The sequence below is a fragment of the Sphingomonas sp. GW821-FHT02B09 genome (assembly GCF_059421875.1).
The window spans coordinates 44746-70865 of sequence record NZ_JBWKVV010000002.1 but is presented as its reverse complement, the minus strand read 5'-3'; the positions used below and the strand labels follow the sequence as shown (position 1 = coordinate 70865).

General features: G+C 69.5%; 30 protein-coding genes. 11 read left to right on the top strand and 19 right to left on the bottom strand.

Annotation, left to right across the window (positions count from 1 at the left end; translation table 11 throughout):
- Nucleotides 1-97: 97 nt before the first annotated feature.
- The 3 genes from AC07U4_RS08185 to AC07U4_RS08175 all read left to right on the top strand — a co-directional run bounded on the left by AC07U4_RS08185 (nt 98) and on the right by AC07U4_RS08175 (nt 3675).
- On the top strand, nt 98-1147 hold the full coding sequence (locus tag AC07U4_RS08185; protein WP_495195079.1) for a LacI family DNA-binding transcriptional regulator: 1050 nt from the start codon (nt 98-100) through the stop codon (nt 1145-1147).
- A gap of 91 nt (nt 1148-1238) precedes the next feature.
- The gene (uxaC, locus tag AC07U4_RS08180) at nt 1239-2657 is read left to right on the top strand and encodes a glucuronate isomerase (RefSeq protein ID WP_495195078.1); all 1419 of its coding nucleotides are present in this window, start codon (nt 1239-1241) and stop codon (nt 2655-2657) included.
- Between the two features lie 10 nt (nt 2658-2667).
- Entirely contained in the window at nt 2668-3675 is a 1008-nt protein-coding gene (locus AC07U4_RS08175; protein WP_495195077.1) for a PfkB family carbohydrate kinase, read from the top strand.
- Here the strand turns inward: AC07U4_RS08175 and rarD are convergent.
- The gene (gene rarD, locus AC07U4_RS08170) at nt 3672-4559 is read right to left on the bottom strand and encodes an EamA family transporter RarD (protein ID WP_038664946.1); all 888 of its coding nucleotides are present in this window, start codon (nt 4557-4559) and stop codon (nt 3672-3674) included. The two genes, AC07U4_RS08175 and rarD, sit on opposite strands and share 4 nt — an antisense overlap.
- A gap of 116 nt (nt 4560-4675) precedes the next feature.
- Here rarD and AC07U4_RS08165 point away from each other — a divergent pair, with 116 nt between their 5' ends.
- Complete coding sequence (locus tag AC07U4_RS08165; protein ID WP_038664949.1) at nt 4676-4906, top strand: hypothetical protein; 231 nt, start codon at nt 4676-4678, stop codon at nt 4904-4906.
- A gap of 223 nt (nt 4907-5129) precedes the next feature.
- Here AC07U4_RS08165 and AC07U4_RS08160 read toward each other — a convergent pair whose 3' ends face one another.
- Nucleotides 5130-5597, bottom strand: a complete 468-nt coding sequence (locus AC07U4_RS08160; protein WP_245640743.1) for a helix-turn-helix domain-containing protein — start codon at nt 5595-5597, stop codon at nt 5130-5132.
- A gap of 239 nt (nt 5598-5836) precedes the next feature.
- Between AC07U4_RS08160 and AC07U4_RS08155 the strand changes: the two genes are divergently transcribed.
- On the top strand, nt 5837-6358 hold the full coding sequence (locus AC07U4_RS08155) for a gamma carbonic anhydrase family protein (protein WP_495195076.1): 522 nt from the start codon (nt 5837-5839) through the stop codon (nt 6356-6358).
- 395 nt (nt 6359-6753) lie between these two features.
- On the opposite strand, the gene AC07U4_RS08150 is transcribed toward AC07U4_RS08155, so the two are convergent.
- Genes AC07U4_RS08150 through hppD form a run of 5 tightly spaced genes read right to left on the bottom strand, consistent with a single transcriptional unit; the run spans nt 6754 to nt 11192 of the window.
- On the bottom strand, nt 6754-7716 hold the full coding sequence (locus tag AC07U4_RS08150) for an alpha/beta fold hydrolase (protein ID WP_495195075.1): 963 nt from the start codon (nt 7714-7716) through the stop codon (nt 6754-6756).
- Between the two features lie 58 nt (nt 7717-7774).
- On the bottom strand, nt 7775-8131 hold the full coding sequence (locus AC07U4_RS08145; protein ID WP_495179727.1) for a Rieske (2Fe-2S) protein: 357 nt from the start codon (nt 8129-8131) through the stop codon (nt 7775-7777).
- Nucleotides 8128-8757: a maleylacetoacetate isomerase gene (gene maiA, locus AC07U4_RS08140; protein WP_495195074.1), complete on the bottom strand. Its 630-nt coding sequence runs from the start codon at nt 8755-8757 to the stop codon at nt 8128-8130. Before maiA ends, AC07U4_RS08145 begins: the two co-directional genes overlap by 4 nt.
- Entirely contained in the window at nt 8754-10070 is a 1317-nt protein-coding gene (hmgA, locus tag AC07U4_RS08135; protein WP_495195073.1) for a homogentisate 1,2-dioxygenase, read from the bottom strand. The genes maiA and hmgA overlap by 4 nt, the downstream gene beginning before the upstream one ends.
- A gap of 42 nt (nt 10071-10112) precedes the next feature.
- Nucleotides 10113-11192 carry a 4-hydroxyphenylpyruvate dioxygenase gene (gene hppD, locus AC07U4_RS08130; RefSeq protein WP_495195072.1) on the bottom strand — a complete coding sequence of 360 codons (1080 nt, stop codon included), beginning with the start codon at nt 11190-11192 and terminating at the stop codon, nt 10113-10115.
- 80 nt (nt 11193-11272) lie between these two features.
- Here hppD and AC07U4_RS08125 point away from each other — a divergent pair, with 80 nt between their 5' ends.
- Both AC07U4_RS08125 and AC07U4_RS08120 read left to right on the top strand, forming a co-directional pair.
- Nucleotides 11273-11728, top strand: coding sequence for a MarR family winged helix-turn-helix transcriptional regulator (locus tag AC07U4_RS08125; protein ID WP_038664971.1), 456 nt, complete (start codon nt 11273-11275; stop codon nt 11726-11728).
- An 81-nt stretch (nt 11729-11809) separates the two neighbouring features.
- Nucleotides 11810-14449, top strand: a complete 2640-nt coding sequence (locus tag AC07U4_RS08120; protein ID WP_495195071.1) for a TonB-dependent receptor — start codon at nt 11810-11812, stop codon at nt 14447-14449.
- Nucleotides 14450-14453: 4 nt separating this feature from the next.
- On the opposite strand, the gene AC07U4_RS08115 is transcribed toward AC07U4_RS08120, so the two are convergent.
- Both AC07U4_RS08115 and AC07U4_RS08110 read right to left on the bottom strand, forming a co-directional pair.
- On the bottom strand, nt 14454-15989 hold the full coding sequence (locus AC07U4_RS08115) for an ABC transporter permease/substrate-binding protein (RefSeq protein ID WP_495195070.1): 1536 nt from the start codon (nt 15987-15989) through the stop codon (nt 14454-14456).
- A complete protein-coding gene (locus AC07U4_RS08110; RefSeq protein ID WP_495195069.1) occupies nt 15986-16750 on the bottom strand; it encodes an ATP-binding cassette domain-containing protein in 765 nt (254 codons plus the stop codon). Before AC07U4_RS08110 ends, AC07U4_RS08115 begins: the two co-directional genes overlap by 4 nt.
- A 61-nt stretch (nt 16751-16811) precedes the next feature.
- Between AC07U4_RS08110 and AC07U4_RS08105 the strand changes: the two genes are divergently transcribed.
- Nucleotides 16812-17600, top strand: coding sequence for an SDR family oxidoreductase (locus AC07U4_RS08105; protein WP_495195068.1), 789 nt, complete (start codon nt 16812-16814; stop codon nt 17598-17600).
- A 101-nt stretch (nt 17601-17701) separates the two neighbouring features.
- Here AC07U4_RS08105 and AC07U4_RS08100 read toward each other — a convergent pair whose 3' ends face one another.
- Nucleotides 17702-17995, bottom strand: a complete 294-nt coding sequence (locus AC07U4_RS08100; RefSeq protein ID WP_038664984.1) for a 4a-hydroxytetrahydrobiopterin dehydratase — start codon at nt 17993-17995, stop codon at nt 17702-17704.
- A gap of 49 nt (nt 17996-18044) precedes the next feature.
- Between AC07U4_RS08100 and AC07U4_RS08095 the strand changes: the two genes are divergently transcribed.
- The 3 genes from AC07U4_RS08095 to AC07U4_RS08085 are packed head-to-tail and all read left to right on the top strand — an operon-like array spanning nt 18045 to nt 19653.
- A complete protein-coding gene (locus tag AC07U4_RS08095; RefSeq protein WP_249340758.1) occupies nt 18045-18455 on the top strand; it encodes a metallopeptidase family protein in 411 nt (136 codons plus the stop codon).
- The gene (gene ccmA / locus AC07U4_RS08090) at nt 18452-19006 is read left to right on the top strand and encodes a heme ABC exporter ATP-binding protein CcmA (protein WP_495195067.1); all 555 of its coding nucleotides are present in this window, start codon (nt 18452-18454) and stop codon (nt 19004-19006) included. The genes AC07U4_RS08095 and ccmA overlap by 4 nt, the downstream gene beginning before the upstream one ends.
- Nucleotides 19006-19653, top strand: a complete 648-nt coding sequence (locus AC07U4_RS08085; RefSeq protein ID WP_495195066.1) for a heme exporter protein CcmB — start codon at nt 19006-19008, stop codon at nt 19651-19653. The genes ccmA and AC07U4_RS08085 overlap by 1 nt, the downstream gene beginning before the upstream one ends.
- Nucleotides 19654-19660: 7 nt before the next feature.
- On the opposite strand, the gene AC07U4_RS08080 is transcribed toward AC07U4_RS08085, so the two are convergent.
- From AC07U4_RS08080 to AC07U4_RS08040, 9 genes are all read right to left on the bottom strand, one after another.
- Nucleotides 19661-19957: a hypothetical protein gene (locus AC07U4_RS08080; RefSeq protein WP_495195065.1), complete on the bottom strand. Its 297-nt coding sequence runs from the start codon at nt 19955-19957 to the stop codon at nt 19661-19663.
- An 11-nt stretch (nt 19958-19968) separates the two neighbouring features.
- Complete coding sequence (locus AC07U4_RS08075) at nt 19969-20838, bottom strand: class I SAM-dependent methyltransferase (RefSeq protein ID WP_179506905.1); 870 nt, start codon at nt 20836-20838, stop codon at nt 19969-19971.
- On the bottom strand, nt 20835-22226 hold the full coding sequence (gene thrC, locus AC07U4_RS08070) for a threonine synthase (protein ID WP_495195064.1): 1392 nt from the start codon (nt 22224-22226) through the stop codon (nt 20835-20837). The genes AC07U4_RS08075 and thrC overlap by 4 nt, the downstream gene beginning before the upstream one ends.
- A 221-nt stretch (nt 22227-22447) precedes the next feature.
- Nucleotides 22448-23035, bottom strand: coding sequence for an SURF1 family cytochrome oxidase biogenesis protein (locus AC07U4_RS08065; protein ID WP_495195063.1), 588 nt, complete (start codon nt 23033-23035; stop codon nt 22448-22450).
- The gene (locus AC07U4_RS08060) at nt 23032-23427 is read right to left on the bottom strand and encodes a DUF983 domain-containing protein (protein WP_495195062.1); all 396 of its coding nucleotides are present in this window, start codon (nt 23425-23427) and stop codon (nt 23032-23034) included. Before AC07U4_RS08060 ends, AC07U4_RS08065 begins: the two co-directional genes overlap by 4 nt.
- A gap of 20 nt (nt 23428-23447) precedes the next feature.
- Entirely contained in the window at nt 23448-24380 is a 933-nt protein-coding gene (locus AC07U4_RS08055; protein ID WP_495195061.1) for a cytochrome c oxidase subunit 3, read from the bottom strand.
- A 38-nt stretch (nt 24381-24418) separates the two neighbouring features.
- Complete coding sequence (locus AC07U4_RS08050; RefSeq protein ID WP_495195060.1) at nt 24419-24985, bottom strand: cytochrome c oxidase assembly protein; 567 nt, start codon at nt 24983-24985, stop codon at nt 24419-24421.
- Nucleotides 24982-25116, bottom strand: a complete 135-nt coding sequence (locus AC07U4_RS08045; RefSeq protein WP_495195059.1) for a cytochrome c oxidase system small membrane protein — start codon at nt 25114-25116, stop codon at nt 24982-24984. The genes AC07U4_RS08050 and AC07U4_RS08045 overlap by 4 nt, the downstream gene beginning before the upstream one ends.
- Nucleotides 25113-26015: a heme o synthase gene (locus AC07U4_RS08040; RefSeq protein ID WP_495179813.1), complete on the bottom strand. Its 903-nt coding sequence runs from the start codon at nt 26013-26015 to the stop codon at nt 25113-25115. Before AC07U4_RS08040 ends, AC07U4_RS08045 begins: the two co-directional genes overlap by 4 nt.
- Between the last annotated feature and the right edge of the window lie 105 nt (nt 26016-26120).

The following is a 26120-nucleotide window of genomic DNA, read 5'->3' as shown; positions in this document are numbered from 1 at the left end:
TGGTGCGGATCGGTGTCTTGCCGCTGCGCGCGGTGGTTGTCTACCGGTGTCATCGGCGCGCTGGCGGAGCCGCGGGTGGGCGGCTATCGTCGTCGTCATGCGCATCTCAGGCCAGCCGACGATCAACGACGTGGCCCGGATCGCCGGCGTATCGAAGAAGACGGTGAGCCGCGTCATCAACCGCTCGCCGCTGCTCCACGCCGAGACCCGCGCGCGGGTCGAGCAAGTGATCGGCGACCTCGGCTATATCCCAAATCCGCAGGCGCGTGCGCTGGCGCTGCGCCGCAACTTCCTGATCGGCCTCGTCCACGACAATCCCAATGCGCAGACGGTGATGAACGTCCAGCACGGCCTGCTCGCCGGGCTGCGCGGCACCGAATTCGAACTGGTCGTCCGTCCGGTCGATCGCGCCTCGCCGACGATGCTCGACGATCTGCGCCATTTCCTCGAACGCCAGCGCCTGTTCGGGGTACTGCTGATGCCGCCGATCAGCGAGGACGACGGCGTCGCCCGGCTCTGCGCGGCGATCGGCTGCCGCTACGTGCGGATGGGCTCGGCGATGCTCGACGCACCCGCGCAGATGGTCGCCTCCGACGATCGCGCCGCGGTGCACGAGGCCGCCGCCCATCTGGTCGCGCGCGGTCACCGCCGCATCGGTTTCGTCGGCGGCCCCGCGGGGTTCCGCTCGGCGCACGAACGCCGCGCCGGCTTCGACGCCGCGCTCGCCGCCGCGGGCCTCGATCTGCCCGACGATCTCGTCGCCGCGGGCCATTATACGTTCGAATCGGGGCTGGCGGCGGCCGAACGCCTGCTCGACGCGGTGCCACGGCCCACCGCGATCTTCGCCGCCAACGACGAGATGGCCGCCGGCGTCGTCCACGCCGCGCGCCGCCGCGGCCTCGTCGTCCCCGACGATCTGTCGATCATCGGCTTCGACGACACCCCGATCGCCGCCCACCTCTGGCCGCCGCTGACCACCGTGCGCTGGCCGAGCACCGCGATGGCGCACGCCGCCGCCCGCAAGCTGATCGCCGGGGACGACGAGCAGCCGGCGCATTTCCCCTCGACGCTCATCCACCGCGCCTCGGTCGCCGCGCCACCTTCCATTCCTCCCCCGCCAGGGGGAGGTGGCAGCGCACAGCGCTGACGGAGGGGAGGACGGCCGAGCCCTCACCCAAACCACGGTTGCACCCCATCCTGACACCGGTTACCACCCGCGCAACGCGAGAGGACAGCGCATGACCCGCAGCCTGGAATTGCACCCCGACCGGCTCTTCCCCGCCGACCCGACGACGCGCGGCATCGCGCGCACGCTCTATGCGGAAATCGCCGATCTGCCGATCGTCAGCCCGCACGGCCATACCGACCCGATCTGGTTCGCCGACGACCGGCCATGGACCGATGCGACGACGCTGCTGCTCGCCCCCGACCATTATCTGTTCCGCATGCTCTACAGCCAGGGCATCGATCTCGACGCGCTGGCGATCCCGCGTGCCGACGGCACGGCGACCGCCGACCGCCGCGCCGCGTGGCGGCTGCTCGCCGATCATTATCATCTGTTCCGCGGCACGCCGTCGCGAATGTGGCTCGACCACGTCTTCGCCGACGTGTTCGGCATGACCGTCGCGTTCGAACCCGCCACCGCCGATCTCTATTACGACGCGATCGCCGAGAGACTGGCGACCGACGCCTTCCGCCCGCGCGCGCTGTTCGACCGGTTCCGCATCGACTTCCTCGCCACCACCGAGGGCGCGCACGACAGCCTCGACGCGCACCACCGCATCCGCGCGAGCGGCTGGACCGGCCGCGTCGTCACCACCTACCGCCCCGACGGCGTCATCGACGTCGAGCACGAGCAATTCGCCGGTGCGCTGCGCCGCTTCGGCGAACTGACCGGCGAGGACGTCTACAGCTGGCAGGGCTATCTCGCTGCGCACCGCAAGCGCCGCGCCGACTTCCGCGCCGCCGGTGCCACCGCCACCGATCACGGCCACCCCACCGCCGCCACCGCCAACCTCTCCGGCGCGGAATGCGAGGCGCTGTTCGCGCGCATCACCGGCGGCGACTGGACCCCCGCCGACGCCGAGCTGTTCCGCGCGCAGATGCTCACCGAAATGGCGGGAATGAGCGTCGAGGACGGCATGGTGATGCAGATCCATCCCGGCAGCGTCCGCAACCACAATGCCGGCCTGTTCGCCAGCCACGGCCGCGACAAGGGCGCCGACATTCCCGGCCGCACCGATTACGTCCACGCGCTCAAGCCGCTGCTCGACCGGTTCGGCACTTCGACCGACCTGTCGATCATCCTCTTCACGCTCGACGAGAGCGTCTACGCCCGCGAACTGGCGCCGCTCGCCGGCCATTATCCCTGCCTCAAGCTCGGCCCCGCCTGGTGGTTCCACGACAGTCCGGAAGGCATGCGCCGCTTCCGCGAGATGACCACCGAGACCGCGGGCTTCTACAACACCGTCGGCTTTAATGACGACACCCGCGCCTTCCTGTCGATCCCGGCGCGGCACGACGTCGCGCGGCGGATCGACTGCGGCTTCCTCGCCCGCCTCGTCGCCGAGCATCGCCTCGCCGACTGGGAGGCGGCGGAGCTGGCGCAGGAGCTGACCAGCGGCCTCGTCCGTCGCGCCTATCGCATCGATCGCTGAGGAGGCGCGCATGACATTCCTGGCATTCGGCGAGACCATGCTGCGCCTGTCGCCCCCGGGCCGCGAATTGCTGTTGCAGACGCCCAAGTTCGACGTCTGGGTCGCCGGCGCCGAGGCGAACGTCGCCACCGCGCTCGCCCGGCTCGACCATGACGTCGCGCTCGCCAGCATCGTCCCCGACAACGACCTCGGCCGCTCGGCGATCGCGACGCTGCGCGGTCACGGCGTCGACACTCGCCGGATCGCGCGCGCCGGCGAGCGGATGGGCCTCTATTTCGTCACCTCGGGCGCCGGCCTGCGCGCCACCGAGGTGATCTACGACCGCGCTTATTCCAGCTTCGCGGCGGCGCCGGTGTCGGCGTGGGACTGGGACGCGCTGCTCGACGGCGTCGACTGGTTCCACCTCTCCGGCATCACCCCGGCGCTCGGCCCGGTGCCGGCGGAGAGCGCGATCGCCGCCGTCCGCGCCGCCGCCGCGCGCGGCATCCCGATCTCGTTCGACGGCAATTACCGCGCCAAATTGTGGGAGCGCTGGGACGGCGATCCCCGCGCCATCCTGACGCAACTGGTCGAGCACGCCGACCTCCTCTTCGGCAATCACCGCGACATCGCGCTGCTGCTCGACCGCGACTTCGCCGGCCATGACGGCGAGGATCGCCGCCGCGACGCCGCCGAGGCCGCCTTCGCCGCTTTCCCCAAATTGCGCACGATCGCCTCGACCGCGCGCCATGTCGAGAACGTCGACCTCCACCGCATCTCGGCGCGCGTCGACACCCGCGACGGCCACGCCCAGACCGGGGAGGTGACGCTCGCCGGCATCGTCGACCGGATCGGCGGCGGCGACGCCTTCGCCAGCGGCGTGCTGCACGCGCTGCGCCGCGGCGGCGACATCGGTGCCGCGGCGGCGACCGGCCTCGCGCTCACCGCGCTCAAACATTCGCTGCCCGGCGACGCCGCGCTGTTCCGCCAGGCCGATATCGACGCCTATCTCGCCGGCGGCCTCGACGTCCGCCGCTAGGCGGGCAGCGCCCGCGCCGCACGGATGCTGCTCCACGCATAGAGGCCGCAGCCGAGCCAGATCAGCGCGAAGGTGGCGAGCTGCGTCGCGCGGACCGGCTCGCGATAGACCAGCACCGCCAGCAGGAACTGCAACGTCGGCGCGATGAACTGGAGCAGCCCGACGGTCGTATAGCGCAGCCGCCGCGCGCCCGCGGCGAACAGCAGCAGCGGCGCCGCGGTCACCGGCCCGGCGAGCACCAGCAGCAGGTCGAGCGTCCGGTCGTGCCCGAACGCCGCCGTGCCGCCCTGGTTCGCCTGCACCAGCACGACGAGCGCGAACGGCGCGAGGATCAGCGTCTCCATCGTCAGCCCGCCGAGCGCGTCGATCGCCGCCACCTTGCGGATCAGCCCGTAGAAGCCGAAGCTCAGCGCCAGCACCAGCGACACCCACAAGGCCCCGCCGCCGCCCGCGGCGAAGATCGCGACGCCCAGCGCCGCCACGCCCACCGCCGCCACCTGCAACCGGTTGAGCCGCTCGCCGAGCAGCAGCATGCCGAGCGCGACGTTGAGCAGCGGGTTGATGAAATAGCCGAGGCTCGCCTCGACCAGATGCGCGTTGGTCACCGACCAGATATAGACGAACCAGTTGATCCCGATCAGCGCCGCGCTCGCCACGAGCATCGCCAGCACCCGCCCGCGCGCCGCCGCGACCAGCGGCCGCAGCCGCCGCGTCGCCGCGACGATCGCGAGCAGCAGCAGCAGCGACCACAGGATGCGGTTGGCCAGCACCTGCGCCGGCGGCACCGCGGTCAGCAGATGCAGATACAGGGGCAGCAGCCCCCACAGGGTATAGGCGCCGATGCCGTAGAACAGGCCCGCGCGCGCGTCGGAGGAATGCGCCATACGCCCTCCCTGCGACGCCCGTTGCGGCAACGCAACAAAGCCGTGCTTGGTGGTGGCGCTGCCGCACCTTGCCCCGGCGCTTTTCCTCGCCGGCGCAGCCGGCTAGGGCGGGCGGCATGACCAGCGCCATGCTCCACGACCTGTTCCTCTCGACGCTGGTGAAGCTGGCCGGCGGCAACCGTCGCCGCTGGCGCCTGGTGCTCGGCGAGATCCGCCTCTACGACCCGGCGACGCATCCGCATTGCAACTGGTCGGTGACGCCGACCGGCGCGGCCGGCGAGAACGACACGATCGAACGCATCGCCGACGACCTCCGCCTCCGCTACCCGATCGTCACCGCCGGATAAGGGCGCGATCCGGGGCGCCCACCCGGTACCCAGAGCGAGCGTCCCCCAAACTGGCGCCCTGCTCCTGCGAACGTTCCGCGACACTCCACCAGTGCTCCTGCGAACGCAGGAGCCCAGGAGTCGCGAACGTCGTCAGCCGTTATTCTGCTTGGCCCTGGGTTCCTGCTTTCGCAGGAACACTGTGCTGCTCCGATATCACCGCGGAGGCAGCTACACGCGCTGGTTACCGCTGTTCGATCCCGCGCAGCGGCAGCGCGGCGATCTCGCCGAGCCAGGTGCGGATCGTCGTGCGGCCCTGCGGGCTCAGCGCCAGCATCGTCACGCGGCGGTCGCTGACATCGTCGCTGCCGTCGACCAGTCCGCGATCCTGCAACAGCTTGATCCAGCGCAGCGCGGTGGTGCGCGGCACGCCGGCGGCGGCGCAGCAGGCGTTGGTCGTCACCGTCGCGCCGTTGATCCCCTCGGCGAACAGGAACAGCATGATGTCGAGCCCCGGATTGGCGAACAGCGAGGCTTCCAGATGCGTGCCGAGCTTGCGGCGCGCGGCTGCGATACTCGACGCCAGCGACGCAAGCGCGGCGGCCTCGGGATCCTGTCCGTCGATCACCGGCGGCACCGGCAGGCCGGCGAACGTCTTGCTAGCGGCGTCCGAACCCGAAAAAGTGAAATCGTCGCGTAACCCGGCACCCATCGTGTTCGTCGCTCCCGTAGACGCAGCAGGGCATAACCCGCGCAATTCCGAAATCAAGCCGCTACGTCGCTGTCCGGCCCGGCGGCCGCCACCCTTGGCGATCCGTCCCGTACGACTCGTACTGCTAACGCTACCAGAGGCCGCTGTCACGGCCTTGCTGGACTGGACGCGGGCGATGATGTGCCATTATCGCATCGGGCACAAGCCGTGTCGCACCGACCGCGGCGGGGAGGCGATCGATGGCCTGTTACGCATTGGGTGACGTCGCACCGCAGCTGGGCGAGGCGGCCTATGTCGCGCCGGGCGCGCAGGTGATCGGCCGGGTCGTGCTCGGCGCCCGCGCCTCGGTGTGGTTCGGCGCGGTGCTGCGCGGCGACAACGACCCGATCACCGTCGGCGACGAGAGCAATATCCAGGACGGCGCGATGATCCATGCCGACCCCGGCGTACCGACGACGATCGGTCGCGAGGTTACCGTCGGCCACCACGCCATCGTCCACGGCGCCAGCGTCGGCGACCGCAGCCTGATCGGCATGGGCGCGACGCTGCTCAACCGCGCGGTGATCGGCGCGGATTCGATCGTCGGTGCCAACGCCCTGGTCACCGAGGGCAAGGTCTTCCCCGACGGATCGCTGATCGTCGGCGCACCCGCCCGCCTCGTCCGCCCGCTGACCGCGGCGGAGATCGCCCGCCTGCGCCTGTCCGCCGCGACTTATGTCGCCAACGCCCGGCGCTACGCCGCGGAACTGACCCCGGTGTGATGCCGCGGCGGCGTCGGCGCTGTCCTACACGAGACGGCGCATGCTAGGCTTCGCCGGCTCTTTCTCACCGTCGAGTCGCATCGCCTGCTGGGTCGACGGCTGCTTCCCATCCGGCTTCTGCAAACGCGTGACCTTCCCAAGCCCCTCCAGTGCTCCCGCGAAGGCGGGAGCCCAGGGTCCCGGACGCCGTCAGCTGTCGTTCTGCATGACCCTGGGTTCCTGCGTCCGCAGGAACACGGAAGGATTAGCATCCAAGCGAACTGTACAAAACGCCTCACCTTGGCGGGAGTACGAACGATGGCGTTCAGCCCAGCCCCACACATCGCCACAAAAACGGAAACGATGATCCACGATCGTTTCCGTTCAGGTGTCCATCTTGTCCACGCTGCCCCAATTCAGCCACAATTGGCGGAGGCCTCGCGCACGAACCGGGCCGTCGCCTCCGGCGCGGTGATCGGGATCATATGGCCACCCGGCACGATCGCGATCCGCGCGCCCGGAATGATCGCCGCGGTGCGCTCGCCATGGCGGACCGGGTCGAGGATCGCGTCGTCGCGGCCGAACAGAATCGCGGTCGGCACCGTCAGCGACGGATAGTGCGCCGCGATCCCCTCGATCTCCTGTGCTGCGGCGGCGAGGTCGGCGGCGGCGGCGGCGATATTGGCGGGTCGCTGCGACAAGGCGCCGCCGCCGCGGGTGACGAAGTCGGCGGGCGGCGCCTCCGGCGCGAACACCGCCGCCAGCGTCCGCTCGGCGGTCAGCCGGCTGAGCGGCGTCGCGATCGTCTGCGCGAATAGCCGGCGCACCCCCGGCGGGATCGCCGCCAGTCCCTTGAACGCCTCGGGCACGTCGTCCTGCGGCTGGGTGAGCGGGGCGATCAGCGCGAGGCCGCGGACCAGCTCGGGCCGCTGGATGGCGAGCGACAGCGCCAGCGCACCGCCCAGCGAATGGCCGACGACCAGCGGCCGCTCGATGCCGAGTAGATCGATGAACCGGCCGAGGATCGCCGCCTGCGCGGCGATGCCGGGCTCGCCCCCGTCGTCGGCGACCGAATAGCCCGAACCCGGCCGGTCGACGAGGATGACGCGATGGTTGGCGGCGAGCGGCGCGAGCATGCCGTAGCTGAAGTTGCGCAATTGCCCGCCGAGGCCGTGGACCATGACGATCGCCGGCCCGCTGCCGCGGTCGACGTAATGGAGCCGGGCGCCCTCGACCTGAAGGTGGCGGCCGTCCTGCGGCACCAGCCGCTCCGCCGCGCGTGCCACCCGCTCGGAATAGAGCGACAGGCCGATCCCGCCCGCGCCGAGGGCGGACGCCCCGATCAAACCCGCCAGGCTCCAGCGTGTCCCGCCGATCATCTCCGTGCCTCCTCAACCCCCGCGCCAGCGGCGGAGTGTAGCAGCGGCGGGCGATTTGTCAGGCGGTCGTGACGACCCCGTCGACCACCGCGACCGGCCACGCGCCGAGCCGCTGGCCGAGGCACGGGCCGCCGACGCACAGCCCCTCGTCGAGCGTGAACAGCGCGCCGTGCCAGCTGCACGCGATCAGATCGCCGGCGGGGGTCAGATAATCGTCCAGCGTCTGCGCCAGCGGCACGCCGGCATGCGGGCAGCGGTCGACATAGCCGACGACGCCGTCGCCGCGGCGGACGACGAAGCCGTGGAAGCGCCCGGCGCGCATCTGGAGCACGAAATTGCGCGCCTTGCCGTCGGCGATCTCGGCGAGCGGCGCCAGCGCGACGCCGGCGGGGGTGGCGGACAGGCGTTCGCTCACGCGTCGGCGTCGGGCTGGCGGCCGGGGTGGGCGGCTTCGGCGCGCGCCGCGGTCCGCGAGGCCGTGGCGACGAGGCGGGGGAAGGGGCCGGTATCCACGCCGAACCGGGCCGCCGAATAGAGCGCCGGCACGGTGACGCAATCGGCGAGCGTCGGCGCGTCGCCATAAGCGAAATCGCCGCCGTGGCGCGCGATCAGCGCCTCGATCGCCGCGAAGCCATCGGTCATCCAATGCGCCATCCACGCGTTGACCTGCGGTTCCGACGCGTCGAAATCCTGCCGCAGCGCCTTCAGCGTGCGCAGATTGTGGAGCGGGTGGACGTCGGTGGCGAGCGTCGCCACCATCGCGCGGACGATCGCCCGGCCGTCGGCATCGCCGGGCAGCAGCGGCGGCGACGGGAAGCGCTCGTCGAGCCATTCGAGGATCGCGACGCTCTGCGTCAGGACCAGGCCGTCGACCTCCAGCGCCGGCACCAGCCGCTGCGGGTTGAGCGCGGCATAGGCCGGGTCGGCCTGTCCGCCGGTACGCAGGTCGTGGTTGACCTGCTCATAGGCCAACCCCTTCAGCGCCAGCGCGATCCGCACCCGATAGGCGGCGCCCGAGCGCCAATAGCCGTGAAGGATCACGCCGCCGGGCTTTGCGGCAGCACCGCCTTGGGGAAGTCCGCCCATACCGCGTCGTAATCGAGCTGGGCATGGTCGAGCGCGTGGCGGGTCGGCCGGTAGGGCCAGCAACTCTCCAGCATGAACGCCATCGTGCCGTCGATCTTGTGCGGCTTGAGCTCGGCGGCGGAGGCGCCCTGCCAGCTCGCCAGATCGGGGCCGTGCCCGGCCATCAGATTGTGGAGGCTGATCCCGCCCGGCGCGAAGCCGTGCGCCTTGGCGTCATAGGCGCCGGTGATCAGCCCCATCGCCTCGGACATGACGTTGCGATGGAACCAGGGCGGCCGGAACGTGTCTTCGGCGACCATCCAGCGCGGCGGGAAGATGACGAAATCGGCGTTGGCGCGGCCCGGCACGTCGCTCGGGCTGGTCAGCAGCGTGAAGATCGAGGGGTCGGGATGGTCGAAGCTCACCGTGTTGATCGTGTTGAACCGGGCGAGGTCGTAGCGCCACGGCGCGAGATTGCCGTGCCACGCCACCACGTCGAGCGGGCTGTGGTCGAGCGTCGTCGTCCACAGCGAACCCATGAACTTCTGGATCACCTCGGTCGGTTCGTCGCGATCCTCGAACCAGGCGACCGGCGTCCCGAAATCGCGCGGGTTGGCGAGGCCGTTGGCGCCGATCGGGCCGAGGTCGGGCAGCCGGAACAGGCTGCCGTGATTCTCACAGACATAACCCTTGGCGCTGCCGTCGGGCAGCAGCGCGCGGAAGCGCACGCCGCGCGGGATCAGCGCGATCTGGCCGGGCGCGACCATCATCCGGCCAAGCTCGGTCAACAGTTCGAGCCGCCCCTCCTGCGGCACGAACAGCAACTCGCCGTCGGCATCGGTGAAGACGCGCGCGGTCATGTCGGCATTGGCGGCATAGACGTGGAGCGCCACGCCTTCGAGATCGGCGGGATCGCGGTTGGCAAGCATCGTCGTCATGCCGTCGATCAGGTCGGTGCCCGCCGGTGCATCGGGGCACGGGTCCCAGCGCAGCCGGTTGGGGGCGAGCGGCGCATCGGTGGTGCCGGGGGCGAACCGCTGCGCGCCCTCATAGCGCACGTACGGCGGATGCTCGGCGGTCGGCCGCATCCGGTAGAGCCACGAACGGCGGTTCTCGTGCCGCGGCGCGGTGAAGGCGGTGCCGCTGAGCTGCTCGGCATACAGGCCGAAGGCGGGCCGCTGCGGCGCGTTGCGGCCTATCGGCAGTGCGCTGGCGACCGCCTCGGTGGAAACGTGATTGCCGAAGCCGGGGATATAATCGGCCTCGCTCCCGGGGTGGTGGACCGTCATTGTTTTAGCGTCCTCTCCTGCTCCACCACCCCGTCCGCAAACTCATGCGTCGACGGTGATCACCCCGCGACGGATCTGGTCCAGCTCGATCGACTCGTACAGCGCCTGGAAATTGCCGTTGCCGAAGCCCTCATTGCCCTTGCGCTGGATGATCTCGAAGAAGATCGGCCCGACCATCGTCTCGGTGAAGATCTGCAACAGCAATCCCTCCTCGCCGACGTTGCCGTCGATCAGAATGCGGTTGGCGCGCAGCCGTTCCAGATCCTCGCCATGATTCGGCACGCGCTTGTCGACCAGCTCGTAATAGGTCTCGATCGTGTCCTGCAGCTTGACGCCGCGGGCGCGCAGCTTCTCGACCGTCGCGTAGATATCGTCGGTGGTCAGCGCGAGATGCTGGATGCCCTCGCCGTTGTAATCGCGGATGAATTCCTCGATCTGGCTCTTGTCGTCCTGGCTCTCGTTGAGCGGGATGCGGATCGCGCGATCGGGCGCGATCATCGCCTGGCTGAACAGACCCGTCGCCTTGCCCTTGATGTCGAAATACTTCTGCTCCTCGAAGCCGAAGATCTGGCCGTAGAAGGCCGACCACGTCCGCATCTGGCCGCGGCGGACGTTGTGGGTGAGGTGGTCGAGCACGTCGAGGCCGACGGAATTGGCCGCCTCCGCCTCGGCGGCGCCGGGAACCTGATCCCAATCGTCGTACACGCTGCCCGTCGCACCATGGCGATCGACGAGATAGAGCAGCGAGCCGCCGATCCCCTCCAGCGCGGGCAATCCCTCCAGCGCCGCGCCGGCCGGCGCCGGCTTGGCACCGCGCGCGATCGCCGCGTCGTACGCGGCCTGCGCATCCGCGACACGGAACGCCATCGCGCTCGCCGACGGTCCATGCGCGGCACGGAAGTCGGCGGCGTGGCCGGTCGGTTCGCGGTTGAGCAGCAGGTTGATGCGCCCCTGCTTGTAGCGGGTCAGCGCCTTGGTAGGGTGTGTCGCGGCGGCGACGAAGCCCAGCGCCTCGAACTGCGCGGCAAGCGCATCCGGATCGGGCAAAGTGAATTCGCAGAATTCGAAGCCGTCGAGCCCCATCGGGTTGACGTCGATCTGATCGGCCGAAAGGTCGGACATGGCAGCAGCTCCGAAATGGTATCGTCTGTTACCAAATCTTTGCGGCATTGCCAAACTGGTGTCAACTGATACGAAACCGCATGGCCTCGTCCGTTCGCCGCCTCGTCCTCGACGACTTCATTCCCTATCGACTGTCGGTGACCTCCAATCTGGTCAGCGACTCGATCGCACGGGCCTATGAATCGCTGTTCGGGCTGACCATCCCCGAATGGCGGCTGGTGGCGGTCATCGCCGAGACCGGCGGCATCACCCAGCAGGCGATCGGCGCCAAGACTCTGATGGACAAGGTGACCGTGAGCCGCGCCGCGATCGCATTGGTCGGCCGCGGCCTGCTCGCGCGGCGCGATAATCCGGAGGATCGGCGCTCGCACCTGCTCGAACTCACCGATGCCGGCCGCGACCTTTATGCCGTGGTGGCGCCCAAGGCGCTCGACCTCGAAAGCCGTATCTTCGACGCCTTCGACCCGCAAGAGGTCGCGCAATTCGTCGCGATGCTGCGGCGGATCGAGAGCGTGACGCTGGATATCGGCAGATAAGCCACGGTCGATCCTCCGGCCGGCACAATTATGCGACAATTGCCGATTAGCAGCACCCGGAGTGTTCAAAGGGTATTCGGTATGCGTGTCGCGGTGGTGATGATGATGGCGGTGAGCTGGCCGGCGCTGGCGACCGCGCAGCAGGCGCCTGCGCCGACCGCCGCCGCGACGCAGCCCCCGGCCGCGGCGACCGCGGCGGAGGCCCCCGCGACGGCGACGCCGGCGGCGCAATCCACCACGCCGACCGCAACGGAGGCCACGCCAGCCGCGCAGACGTCACCGGCGACGGAGACCGAAGAGGAGGATAGCGACATCGTCGTCACCGGCCGTCGGCCGCCCGGCTCGGTGGTCGGCGACATTCCCGCCGAACAGGTACTCAGCCCGGCCGACGTGCGCAGCTATGGCGTCAGCAGCGTCTCCGACCTGCTCACCGAACTGGCACCGCAGACGCGCAGCGGCGCGGGTGGCGCACCGGTGGTGCTGCTCGACGGCAAGCGCATCTCGGGCTTCCAGGAAATCCGCGACATCCCGACCGAGGCGATCCTGCGCGTCGACATCCTGCCCGAGGAGGTGGCGCTCAAATACGGCTATACCGCCGACCAGAAGGTGGTGAATTTCGTGCTGCGCCGCCGCTTCAGGTCGACCACGGTCGAATTGGCCGACAAGGCCCCGACCGAGGGCGGCACGAACAGTCCGCAGGGCGACCTCGACCTGCTGACGATCCGCAACGGCTCGCGGCTCAACATCCACAGCAAATACACGCAGAGTTCGGCGCTGACCGAAGCGGAACGCGATATCAGCGTCGCGACGACCGAAGGCGCGACGCCCGGCTACGACCAGCGGCCGTACCGCACGCTCCAGCCGTTCAGCCGCAGCTTCGGCACCAACGCCACCTATGCGCGGCCGATCGGCGACGTCAGCGCCACCTTGAACGGCGAGCTGACCGCGACGCAGACCGTCGGCCAATTCGGGCGGCAGCTCGATGCGTCGGGCCAGCCGATCAGCGACGCGCTGACCCAGCGCAGCAACGGTATCACCGCGCATCTCGGCACCAGCCTCAACGGCCGGCTGAGCCCGCGCTGGCTCTGGACGGTGACCGGCGCCTACGACCGCGCGGAAAACCGCACCGACACGCAGACCGGCGTCACCACGCCCGACAATCGCGCGCGCTCGACGTCGAACACCGGCGACCTCGAAGCGCTCGCCAACGGTCCGCTGTTCACGCTGCCCGCGGGCGACGTCTCCACCGCGATCCGGATCGGCGCGCAGACCAGCGATTTCACCAGCGCCTCCTTCGGCGAGCGGATCAGCAGCGGCAGCGTGTCGCGGGACGCGGTCAACGGTCGCGTCAACATCGACGTGCCGATCGCCAGCCGCTCGCGCGCCGTGCTCGGCTGGCTCGGCAACCTGTCGGTCAACGGCAATGCCGCGATCAACCAGCTTTCCGATTTCGGCACGCTGACCGCTTATGGTTATGGCGTGAACTGGGGGCCGATCGACAGCCTGCGGGTGATCGGATCGATCAACCAGCAGGATGTCGCACCGACCGCGACGCAGCTCGGCAACCCGACGGTGGAGACGCCCAACGCGCGCGTCTTCGATTATGTCAGCGGCCAGACGGTGACGGTGACGACGATCAGCGGCGGCAATCCCGACCTGCGGTCGAGCAGCCGCCGCGTCACCCGGCTTGGCGTGACGCTCAAGCCGTGGAGCGACAAGGACCTGACGCTGATCGGCACGTACACCAAGCAGGACACGCGCAACCCGATCCAGTCCTTCCCGTCGCCGACCGCGGCGATCGAGGCGGCATTTCCCGATCGCTTCACCCGCGACGCGGCGGGCGATCTCACCCGGCTCGACGCGCGCCCGATCAATTTCGCGCGGGCGGTGAGCGAGCAGTTCCGCTGGGGGATCAACTTCTCCAGGCCGATCAAGTCGAAGGTGCAGAAGGAGCTCGAGGCGTTCCGTGCGGGTACCGGGCCCAACCCCTTTGCCGGCATGCGCTTTCCCGGCGGGGGCGGGCGGTTCGGCGGCGCGCGGGCCAGCGCCGACGGCGCTCCGCCGTCACCGGGTGCGGAGGGGGCGCCGCCGCCACCACCGCCGGGTGCCGATGGCGCGCCCCCGCCGCCGCCGCCTGGTGCCGATGGTCCACCGCCGGGCGGCGGCGGCGGGCGCGGCTTCGGTGGCGGTGGTGGTCGCGGCTTCGGCGGCGGCGGTCGTGGCGGTCAGGGCGGTGGGCGTATCCAGTTCGCGCTTTACCATACGTGGCACCTCACCGAGCGCGTTACCGTCGCGAACGGCGGGCCGCTGCTTGACCTGCTCAACGGCGATGCGACCGGATCGAGCGGTGGCCAGCCGCGGCACGAGTTCGAGGCGCAGGCCGGCTATTCGAACAACGGCATCGGCGTGCGCCTGTCCGCCGATTACGCGACCGGCACCCGCGTCAACGGCGGGACGTCGGCCAATCCGCAGACGCTGCGCTTCTCCGGCCTTGCCACCGCCAATCTGCGGCTGTTCGCGGACCTCGGCCAGCAACTGAAGCTGGTCAAGGCGCATCCCTGGGTGCGCGGCGCGCGCGTGACGCTGTCGGTCGACAACATCCTCAACACGCGCCAGACCGTTCGCGATGCGGCGGGCGTGACGCCGATCAGCTACCAGCCCGATTACCTCGACCCGCTCGGCCGCACGGTGCGGCTGAGCCTGCGCAAGCTGTTCTTCTGAGGACCTAAAGCCCCAGTCGTCGCGCCAGCCACGTCGCCGCCTGCTCAGGGGTGCGCTTGCCGGCGTCGCGATCGACCTGATAATTCGCCTCGCGCATCGCGGCGACCGGGATACGCCCGACCAGCGGCGCCAGCGCGGCGGTGAAGGCGGCGTCCCCCGCGCGTGCCGGTGCAACGAGCAGCAGGGCATCGTAACTCGGGATCGCATGTTTCGGGTCGGTCAGCACCGTCAGCCGGTCGGCCGCGATGCGGCCGTCGGAGGAGAAAGCGGAGATCACGTCCGCCTCGCCGCTCGCCAGCGCGCGATACATGAAGGTCGGCGCATAGGGCGTCGCCGCCGCGAAGCGCAGCGGATAGACGTGGCGTACCGCCGCCCATTCGGGACGTTCGAGGAATTCGAGGTCGCTGCCGAAGCGCAAGGCGGGCGCCGCACCGACGAGGTCGGACAGGCTGGCGATGCCGCGGCGGCGCGCGTCGTCGCCACGCATCGCGAAGGCATAGGCATTTTCGAAGCCGAGCGATCCGACCAACCGCACACCGCTGCTCGCCTGCGTCCAGCGGCCGATCGCGGCGGCCATCGCCTTCGGGTCGGGGACGTCGCTGCGCCGCATCGCGCCGGTCCATAGCGTGCCGGCATAATCCACGTAGACGTCGATATCGCCGCTGGTCAGCGCGCCATAGATCACCGCCGAGCCGAGGCCGTCGCGATAGCGGACGGTATAGCCGGCGCGGGTCAGCCGGTCGCCGATCAGCCGGGCAAGGATATATTGTTCGGAAAAATTCTTCGCGCCGACCGTCACCACCTTGTCGCCGCCGCGCTGCCAGAGCGGCGCGGTCGCGGCGAGCAGGCCGGCGACCAGCGCGAGCGTCGCGCCGAGCCACAAAGCGCGGCGGCGATGCGCGATGCCGCGCTCGATCAGGCCGATCAGCGCGTCGACGGCAAGCGCCAGTCCCGCCGCGGCGAAACAGCCGGCAAGCACCAGCGCCCAATTCTGCGTCTGCAGGCCGGCGAAGATCATGTCGCCGAGGCTCGGCTGGCCGACGGTGGTCGACAGCGTCGCCGCGCCGATCGTCCACACCGCGGCGGTGCGGATGCCGGCGATCAGCACCGGCGCGACCAAAGGCGCCTCGACCAGCCGCAGCGTCTGCGCGGGCGTCATGCCGACCGCTTCGGCCGCCTGTCGCACGGCCGGATCGATCCCGGTGAGGCCCGCGACGCCGTTGCGGATGATCGGCAACAGCGCATAGAGCGTCAGCGCGATCAGCGACGGCAGGAAGCCCAATGCCGGGATGCCGCCGCCGATCAGCGCCGACAGCCAGAGCAGCAGCGGATAAAAGAGCGCGAGCAGCGCGAGGCTGGGAATCGTCTGGACGAGGCTGGCGAAGCCGAGGATGACGCGGCCGGTGCGCGGCCGGCGCGCGGCGACGATGGCGAGCGGCAGGCTGATCGCGATGCCGAGCAGCAGCGCCGCCGCCGACAGCAGCACATGTTGCGCAAGCAGCGGCGGCACCCGGCCGAGCGCATCGAGGAAGGCGCTCACGCCGCTTGCTCCCGCGCGATCCCGCGCAGCCGTTCGGCCTGATCGCGCGGCACCGCGACCAGCGCCTGCGCCGCTTCGCCGCCATCGCCATGGAGCAGGTCGGCGGGCGTCGCATCGGCGACGATCCGCCCTGCCTGCATTACCAGCACGCGGTCGGCGAGCAGCAGCGCCTCGGCCATGTCGTGCGTGACGAGGATCGTGGTGAGACCGAGCCGGTCGTGCAGCGCGCGGATTTCACTGCCGAGCGCGTCGCGCGTCACCGGATCGAGCGCGCCGAACGCCTCGTCGAGCAGCAGCAGCTTGGCGCCGGGTGCGAGCGCCCGGGCGATGGCGACGCGCTGGCGCTGGCCGCCCGACAGCGCCTCGGGCAGCCGGTCTGCGATGGCGCGCGGCAGCGCGACGAGATCGAGCAGCGCGTCGACGTCGGTGGCGGGGAGGCCGGCGATGCGCGGGCCGATGCCGATATTTTCGGCGACGGTCATATGCGGGAACAGGCCGATGCCCTGAAAGACATAGCCGATCCGCCGGCGCAGCGCCGGGGCGGGACCGGCGGCGACATCCTCGCCGTCGAGCAGCACGCGGCCCTCGCTCGGCTCGATCAGCCGGTTGATCGTCTGGAGCAGCGTCGATTTGCCGGATCCCGACGCGCCGACCAGCGCGACGAAGCTGCCCGTGGCGATCGTCAGCGAGACTCCGTCGACCGCCCGCGTCTCGCCATAACGTTTGCTGACGGCGTCGAAACGGAGCGATTCTGCTGGCATCGTCCAGAACGATGCGGGATGCCCGCTACAAAGTCCAATGAATGGACGGCAGGAGAGGCTTATGAGCGAGGTACGCGCGATCTTCATCACCGGCGGCGGATCGGGCATCGGCCGCGCCGTCGCGCGGTTGTTCGCGAGCCGCGGCTGGCGGGTCGGCATCGCCGACGTCAACACCGCCGGGCTCGACGAAACCGCGGCGCAGATCGCCGGCGGCATGGTCGAACGCTATGTCATGGACGTGCGCGACCGCGACGCCTGGACCGCGAGCCTCGACGCCTTCACCCGGGCGAGCGGCGGACGGCTCGACGTTCTGTTCAACAATGCCGGGATCGGCACCGGCGGGCCGCTCGCCGAGGCGCGGTTCGAGGAGATCGACCGGACGATCGCGATCAACTTCACCGGCGTGGTGAACGGCGCGCGGATCGGCCATGCCTATCTGGCGCGCACGCCGGGATCGGTGCTGCTCAACACCTCGTCGGCGTCGGGCATCTATGGTTCGTCGGGACTCGCCACCTATTCGGCGACCAAATTCGCGGTGCGCGGGCTCAGCGAGGCGCTGGACGGCGAATGGCATCGCGAGGGGATCAAGGTGCGCTGCCTGCTGCCGAGCTTCATCGAGACGCCGCTGCTCGATGGCGTCGCCGGCGGCACCAACCGGACGATCCGCGAATCGGTGACCGGCGCAGGGCTCGAACTGACCCCGGTCGACGCGGTGGCGGAAGCGGCGTGGAAGGCGGTGCATGGCGACGCGGTTCACACCTATGTCGGCAAGACCGCCGAACGGCTGCGCTTCGCCGCGCGCTGGTTCCCCGGCGCGCTGCGGAAGCGGATGCGGCGGTCGCTGCGCTGATCGGGGCGCGGTATTTCCGCCCCGTTCGCCCTGAGCCTGTCGAAGGGCCTGAGTCTCAAGCTGCTTCGACAGGCTCAGTACCAACGGCCAGGCGTGTCGGCCTATTCGTCGACGATCGCGTCGATCGCCTCGGCCATTTCGATGTCGCGGCCCGACAGGCCGGCGGCATCGTGCGTGGTCAGCAGGATTTCGACGCGATTGTAGACGTTGCGCCATTCGGGATGATGGTTGGCCTTTTCCGCCATCAGCGCGACCTGCGTCATGAAGCCGAACGCCTCGACGAAATCGGCGAAGACGAGGCTGCGGGTGATCGCGTCGCGCGCCTCGTCATAATCCCATTCCGGCAGGCCATCGAGCGCATCGGCACGTTCGGCTTCGCTAAGGGCCTCGATCATCGGCGGTCTTCCTTGCTGGACGGGAAAGGGACGCGGTATGGCGACAGGCATGAACGGGCAAGATGCTAATGGACCGGCACCCGATGCCGATGCGATCGAGCGGATCGCCCGCGACACGATCGCGCGGCTGCCCGCGGCATTCGCCACGCACCTCGGCGACGTCGTGCTGCTGGTCGAGGAGGAGGCGGACGCCGAGACGCTTGCCGCTTTGGGGATCGAGCATCCGCTCGACCTGACCGGACTCTATCACGGCCGGCCGCTGGGCGAGAAATCGTCGATGGAATCGGGCGCGCTGCCCGACCGCATCCATCTGTACCGGCAGGCGATCCTCGTCGAATGGGTGGAGACGGGGGTGCGGCTCGACGATCTCGTCCGCCACGTCACCATCCATGAGATCGGCCATCATTTCGGCCTGTCCGACGACGATATGCACGCGCTGGAAGACGCGGTGGTCGATTGACCGGGCTCGCACTGGCGGATGTCGCCTGCATGCGTGGCGGCCGGATGCTGTTTGCGGGCGTGAGCGTCGCGCTCGGCGCGGGCGACGCGGCGCTGGTCAGCGGACCCAATGGCGTCGGCAAATCGAGCCTGATCCGCATCGCCGCCGGACTGCTGCGCCCCGCCGCAGGCGCGGTGACGCGCGACGGCGCGGTGGCGCTGCTCGGCGAGGCGCATGCGCTCGATCCCGAACTGCCGCTGGCGCGGGCGTTGGCCTTCTGGGTCGGCGGGCGAACCGAGGCGGCGATGGCGGCGGTCGGGCTGGCGCATCTCGCCGCGGTGCCGGTGCGCGTGCTGTCGACCGGGCAGCGCCGCCGTGCCGGACTGGCGCGCGTCGTGGGTGCGGACGCGCCGATCTGGTTGCTCGACGAGCCGGCCAACGGCCTCGACGCCGACGGGGTGACGCAGATCGAGACGCTGATCGCCGCGCATCGCGCCGCCGGCGGGATCGCCATCGTCGCGACGCATCAGCCGGTCGCCTTACCCGGCGCGGTTCGCGTGACGCTGCACTGATGCGGATCGGCGGCATCGTCTGGCGCGATCTGCGCCGCGCCTGGGCGGGTGGGGGCGCCTTGTGGCCGGTCGCCTTCTTCCTCCTCACCGCGATCCTCTTTCCGTTCGCCGTCGGGCCCGACACGGCGTTGCTGGCGCGGATCGGTGGCGGGGTGATCTGGGCCGCGGCGCTGCTCGCCGCGTTGCTGCCGGTCGAGCGGCTGGTGGCACCCGACGTCGAGGCGGGGGTCATCGATCAATATGCGGTGCGCGAGGTCCCGCTGACGCTGGTCGCCTTCGCCAAGATCGTCGCGCACTGGCTCGGCTTCGCGCCGCCGCTGATGCTGGCGGCGGTGATCGCGGCGGGGCTGTTCGACCTGTCGGCGACGACGCTGGTGCGTATCGAGCTGGGGCTGCTGATCGGGACGCCGGGGCTGGCCGCGCTCGGCGTCGCCACCGCGGCGCTGGTTGCGGGCCTGCGCGGCAGTGGCGCAGTGGCGGGGCTGGTGATGCTGCCGCTGGCGATCCCGCTGCTCATCTTCGGCGCGGGATCGCTCGATGGCGAGGCAGGGGCGGGGGCGGTGAAGCTGCTCGCCGCGGTCAGCCTGCTGCTGACCGCCGGCGCGCCGTGGATCGCCGCAGCGGCGATCCGGAGCGGGATGGATTAAATTACGGTTACGACTTCGATCCGTGATCCGAAGCATAGACCATCGCTGCGGCCGTGCCGGTCGCCGGTTTCAAATGAAACCATTCGGGACGGTCGATCGCAGTAAGAAACGCGAGCACGGTCAGGCCGAACATCAGCAGCGCCAGCCGACCCCACAGCGGATTCGGCTCGGCATCGTCATGCGTCGTTTTGGCGAGATCGTCATTGGGTCGCATCATCGTGCCTCCATGTGCTGATCTACCGATATAGGCAGAAAAGCCTTCTGATCGACGAGCGTTCCGTAACGTTTGTTTGCTGCGCTGCACCAACCGCCGCGTCAGCGGCTCCAGCGGGCCCAGATCGCGGTCGGCAGCGTCAGGCCGCGTGCCTCCTCGCGCACGCCGAGTTCGCCCGCCTCGACCTTGCCGGGCAGGTCACCGAACAGCTGGCGGACCAGCTCACCGATCGCCAATGCCGACATGCGCACCGCATAGACGGTGAGGAACAGGAAGCGGCTGTCGGCGTCGATCAGCTTGCGGCAGTCGGCGATCAGCCGCGGCAGATCCTCCTCCAGCCGCCACAATTCGCCCTCCGGCCCGCGGCCATATTTGGGTGGGTCGAGCAGGATGCCGTCGTAGCGGCGCTTGCGACGCACCTCGCGCGCGACGAACTTGACCGCATCGTCGACGATCCAGCGGATCGGCGCCTCGGTCATGCCGGACAGGACGGCATTGCCGCGCGCCGCCTCGACCGATTTCTTCGAGGCGTCGACATGGACCATCTTCGCGCCCGCGGTCGCCATCGCCAGCGTGCCGACGCCGGTATAGCCGAACAAATTGAGGCATTCGGGCTGGTCGAGATCGGCGACCTGCTCGCGCATCCAGCTCCACACCGGCGCCATGTCGGAGAAGAAGCCGAGGTGGCGGAACGGCGTCGGCTGCGCGGTGAAGCGCACCTCGTTCCATTTGAGCGGCCAGCCCTCGCGCGGCACCGGCTCGGCAAAGACCCAGCGGCCGCCGCCATCCTCGTCGCTTGCCGGCACGAACTCGCCCTGCGCGCGCCAGTTCTCGGTGGCGGGCGCCCACATCGCCTGCGGCTCGGGGCGGATGAAGCGGTAGCGGCCGTAGCGTTCGAGCTTGCGGCCGTTACCCGAATCGACGAGGCCGTAATCCGCCCAGGGCTCGCCGATCAGCGTGTCGAGCTTCATGGCTTCGGCACCGCGCGCTCGGCGACATAAGCGGTGACCGCGTCGAACGTGCCGGGGAGGGTGGCGTAGCGCTCCTCGCGCTCGAACAGGTCGCCGATCCGGCCGGGCAGGGTCGGGCGCTGGCCGGTGGCGCGTTCGACCGCGTCGCGGAACTTGGCGGGATGCGCGGTAGCGAGCGTCACCACCGGCACGTCGCTGGGATGACGGCGCGCGGCGGCGAGCGCGATCGCGGTATGCGGGTCGATCACCTGCCCGGCATGTTCGTGCGCCCAGCGCATCGCCAGCGTCATGTCGTCGAGGTCGACGCGGTCGCTGGCGAACAGCGCCGCGCCGGTATGCTGCGCATTGGTGAGGCGCATCGCGCCCGACGATTCGAAGCCCTTCATCTGCGCGCTGAGCGCGGCGCCGTCGCGGGCGCCGAGATCGAACAGCAGCCGCTCGAAATTCGAGCTGACCTGGATGTCCATCGACGGCGTCGGCGTCTGCTGGACGATTCCCTTGCTGTAATCGCCCGCCGAGATGGCGCGATGGAGGATGTCGTTGACGTTGGTCGCGACGATCAGCTTGGCGACCGGCAGACCCATCTGCGCGGCGACATAGCCGGCGAAGACGTCGCCGAAATTGCCGGTCGGCACCGAAAAGGCGACGCTGCGCTCGGGCGCGCCGAGGCGGACCGCGGCGTAGAAATAATAGACCACCTGCGCCATCAGCCGCGCCCAGTTGATCGAATTGACCGCGGACAGCGCGAACGTCCCCGAGAAGCCGGGATCGTTGAACATCTGCTTCACCAGCGCCTGCGCGGTGTCGAAGTCGCCGTCGATCGCGATATTGTGAACGTTGGGGGCGAGCACCGTCGTCATCTGGCGGCGCTGCACGTCCGACACCCGGCCGGCGGGATGGAGCATGAACACGTCGACCCCGGCGCGGCCGGCGAGCGCGTCGATCGCCGCCGAACCGGTATCGCCGCTGGTCGCGCCGACGACGGTGAGATGCCGGTCGCTGCCATTCAGGAACCGCTCGAACAGCAGGCCGAGGAGTTGCAGCGCGACGTCCTTGAACGCCAGCGTCGGGCCGTGGAACAGCTCGAGCAGCCATTGATCGTGGTCGAGCTGCACGAGCGGTGTCACCGCGGCATGGCTGAACCGGCCATAGGCGCGGGTGCAGAGGTCCTTCAGCTCGTCCGGCGTGAGCGCGTCGCCGACGAACGGCGTCATCACCGCGACTGCGGTATCGACATAGGAGAGGTTGGCGAGGCCGGCGATCTGCTCGCGGGTGAGGCTCGGCCAGCGCTCGGGCAGATAGAGGCCGCCATCGGAGGCCAGCCCGGCGAGGGTGACGTCGCGGAAATCGAGCGCGGGCGCGGCGCCGCGGGTGCTGACATAACGCATCGCGGCTGGGTAGCGGGCCGATGCGCGAGGGGCAACGCCGGGTTTGCTTGGGGGCGATGGGTTTGGGGCTATGGGGGGCTTAGTCCTCCCCCGCCAGGGGGAGGTGGCAGGCCGAAGGCCTGACGGAGGGGGAGGATACGGCGCACTCCGCGGTTATGGAAACACCCCCTCCACCACGGCCTTCGGCCGCGGTCCCCCTCCCCCGCTGCGCGAGGGAGAAATTAGGCGGCGACCCGCCGCCTTAGCGCCAGCACGTAGATCACCGCAGCGATCGCGGCGAAGAAGAACCATTGCACCGCATAGGACAAATGGTTGTTCGGGACGGAGGACAGGTCCGGCTTGCCGTTCGCCGCAAGGCCGAGCGGCGGCGCGTCGGCGACAAGCAGCAGCCGCTGCGGGCTATGGTCGAACAGCGACCCGATCAGCGAGCGGCCGTCGGGGGCGTGGCTGATATAGCCGCTCACCGCGCCGCCGGACCAGCGCGGCCTGAACATCGGGTCGGGTGTCGTGCCGAGCTGGACGACCAGTCCGTCGCCGCAATCGGCGATCAGGCGAAAACCCGCCGCCCCCGCGCCGGCGAGCCGCTGCGCGACCGGACGCGCGCATGTCGCGGTCGTGCGACGGAACAGCAGCTGGTCGTCGGGCGTCGCCGGAAAGGCGATCGGCGGTTTCGCCGGATTGGCGGCGAGCTGCGCGAGATACGCCTCTTTCTTCGGCGCACGGTCGAGCAATTGCCACAGGCCCAGCGCGATCATCGCCGCCACCGCGAGTGCGACGACGAGGGTCGGGATCAGCGGCACGCGCCTCATGGTCGCGGGTCGATGCGCCCTTCGCGCGCGGCGTTACGGAATTCGGCGGACATCAGCGCGCCCTTGGCGAGGCGCAGCGACCAGATCACGCCGGCGAGCGTCACGGGGATCCAGATCAGCATGTGCAGCCACAGCGGCGGGTGCAGCGTCAGTTCGAGCATGATCGCGCCGATCACCACGATCGTGCCGAGGATCAGCGTCAGGAAGGCGGCCGGCCCGTCGCCGACGTTGAACTGGGTGAAGTCGAGCCCGCAGGCCGAACAGCGATCGGCGAATTTGATCGCCTTGGCGAACAAAGTGGGCTTGCCGCAGCGCGGGCAGAGGCCGCGCAGGCCGGCCTGGACGACCGAGGGCATGGCCTCGGTCGGCGGCAGGGGCGTCGGATCAGTCATAGGCGACGCCCCTCATGCGATCAGCCGCCGTGGACCGGCGCGCCCCAGCCACCCCAGACGTAGATGGTGACGAACAGGAACAGCCACACCACGTCGACGAAATGCCAATACCAGGCCGCCGCCTCGAAACCGAAATGCTGGCGCGGCGTGAAGTCGCCCTTGTAGGCGCGGATGAGGCAGACGGCGAGGAAGATCGTGCCGATCAGCACGTGGAAGCCATGGAAACCGGTCGCCATGAAGAAGGCGGCGCCATAGTTCAGCCCCTTGAAGGGGAAGGGCGCGTGCACGTATTCATACGCCTGGATCGAGCTGAACAGCACGCCGAGCGCGACCGTCAGCCACAACCCCTTGAGCACGCCGTCGCGGTCGCCGACGCCGAGCATCCCCCACAGGCCGGTCTTCTCACCGCCGCGCTGGTTGTGGATCAGCGCGTGATGCGCCCAGGTGACGGTGGTGCCGCTGGTGAGCAGGATCAGCGTGTTGAGCAACGGCAGTTCGAAGGCGTTGATGACCTCCAGCCCCTTGGGCGGCCATTGCGCGGCGATCGCCGCGGCCCCTTCGGCGGCGCGTTCGACCTGGCCGTCGACGAAGCTCATCGCGGTCGGGAACAGCGCAAAATCGAAGAAGGCCCAGAACCAGCCGACGAAGAACATGACTTCGGAGGCGATGAACAGGATCATGCCGTAGCGGAAGTGGAGCTGGACGACCGGAGTATGGTCGCCGTGATGTGCCTCGCGCACCACCTCGGCCCACCAGCTGTACATGGTGAACAGCACGCCCGCGAGACCGGCGAGGAAGATCCAGCCGCCGCCATTGGCCTTGTCGGCGGCAAGGTGGCCGCCGTGCATCCACATGATCGCGCCCGACGCCATCACCAGCGCCGACAGCGATCCGAACAGGGGCCAGATGCTGGGGGGCAGGATATGGTAATCGTGGTTCTTGGCGCCGGCCATGGTCGTTTCCCTGTTCTCTAATCCTCTTGGGTCAACGCTTAGCCCGCGGATTTCGCGGAATCCACCGGGTAAAACGTATAGGAGAGCGTGATCGTCTCGACGTCGCGCGCATCGGGGTCGTCCATGATCTTCGGGTCGACGAAGAAGATCACCGGCATGCGCTGCGTCTCGCCGGGCTGCAGCGTCTGCTGGGTGAAGCAGAAACACTGGATCTTCGTGAAATATTTGCCCGCCTGGCTGGGGGTGACGTTGAACGTCGCGGTGCCGGTGATCGGCTTGCTGTCGGTGTTGGTCGCGGTGAAGAACGCCATGTCGCGCGCGCCGATCTTGACCGTCTCCGACCCCGCCTCGGGACGGAAGCGCCATTTCATCCCGGGCGCGACGTTGCTGTCGAAATCGATGCGGATCAACTTGTTGACCGCGCCGGGCGCCTCCAGCCCGCGCTGCGTCGTGCCGTTGAGACCGGTGACCTGACAGAACAGGCGGTAAAGCGGGATGCTCGCCCAAGCGACGCCGGTCATGAAGCAGATGCCAAGCACCGCGAACAGCGCGGTGCGCAACTGGCGCTTCGTCGCGGCGCTATTGGCCTGCGCCGGCGCGCTCATATCATCCCCTGGCGGATCTTGGTGATCGCGATCGCGAAGATCAGGATGACGAAGGCGCCGAGCAGCAGCGCCATCACCCGCGCGCGAGACCGCTGGCGCTGGCGGATCAGATCCTGTTCCTCGGGGGTCATGCGAACACCCAGCGGTCGACGACGAGCGCGCCGAACACGACGAAGAGGTAGAGGATCGAATAGCTGAACAAGCGCTTCTCCGGCTTCATCGTATCGTCGGGGCGGGTGGTGCGGGTCGCGACGACGAGCGCGAGCGCAGCGAAGATCGCGGTGGTGACGGTGGCGACGCCGCCATAGAGCGGCCCCGTCAGGCCGAGCGGCCAGGGCAGGACCGCGACCAGCGCCATAGGGATGGTGTAGAGGCCGATCTGGCGGCGCGTCACCCGTTCGCCGGCGACGACGGGCAGCATCGGCACGCCGGCATTGGCGTAATCGGTCTTCACGAACAGCGCGAGTGCCCAGAAATGCGGCGGCGTCCACAGGAAGACGAGGCCGAACAGCAGCAGCGGCAGCAGCGCCACCTCGCCCGTCGCCGCCGCCCAGCCGATCAGCGGCGGAAAGGCGCCGGCGGCGCCGCCGATCACGATGTTCTGCGGCGTGCGGCGCTTGAGCCACACGGTGTAGATGAGGACGTAGAACAGGATCGAAACGGTCAGGATCGCCGCCGCGGCGAAATTCACCGCGAAATACATCAGGATGACCGAGAAAGCGGCAAGCCCGACGCCGAAGTGCAGCGCCGATTCGCGGTCCATCCGGCCATCGGGCAGCGGGCGTTTCTGCGTCCGCCGCATCTTGGCGTCGATATCTGCCTCATACCATTGGTTGAGTGCGCCGGCGGCGCCCGCACCGAGCGCGATGCACAGGATGGCGGTGAAGCCGAGCACCGGGTGGATGCCGACCGGCGCCGCGAGCATTCCGCACAGGCCGGTGAAGACGACGAGCGTCATCACCCGCGGCTTGGTCAGCGCAAGGAAGTCGCGCCAGTCGGCGGGGGGCAGCAGGGGCGTCGCGACCGTCATCATCGATCGGCTATACGCGCGGCGGGGGGCTTGGGGAAGCGGCGCGGGGGCCGGATCACGATCGTCCTGATCCATGTCAAGCGACTCGAAGGCGCAAGGAACGAA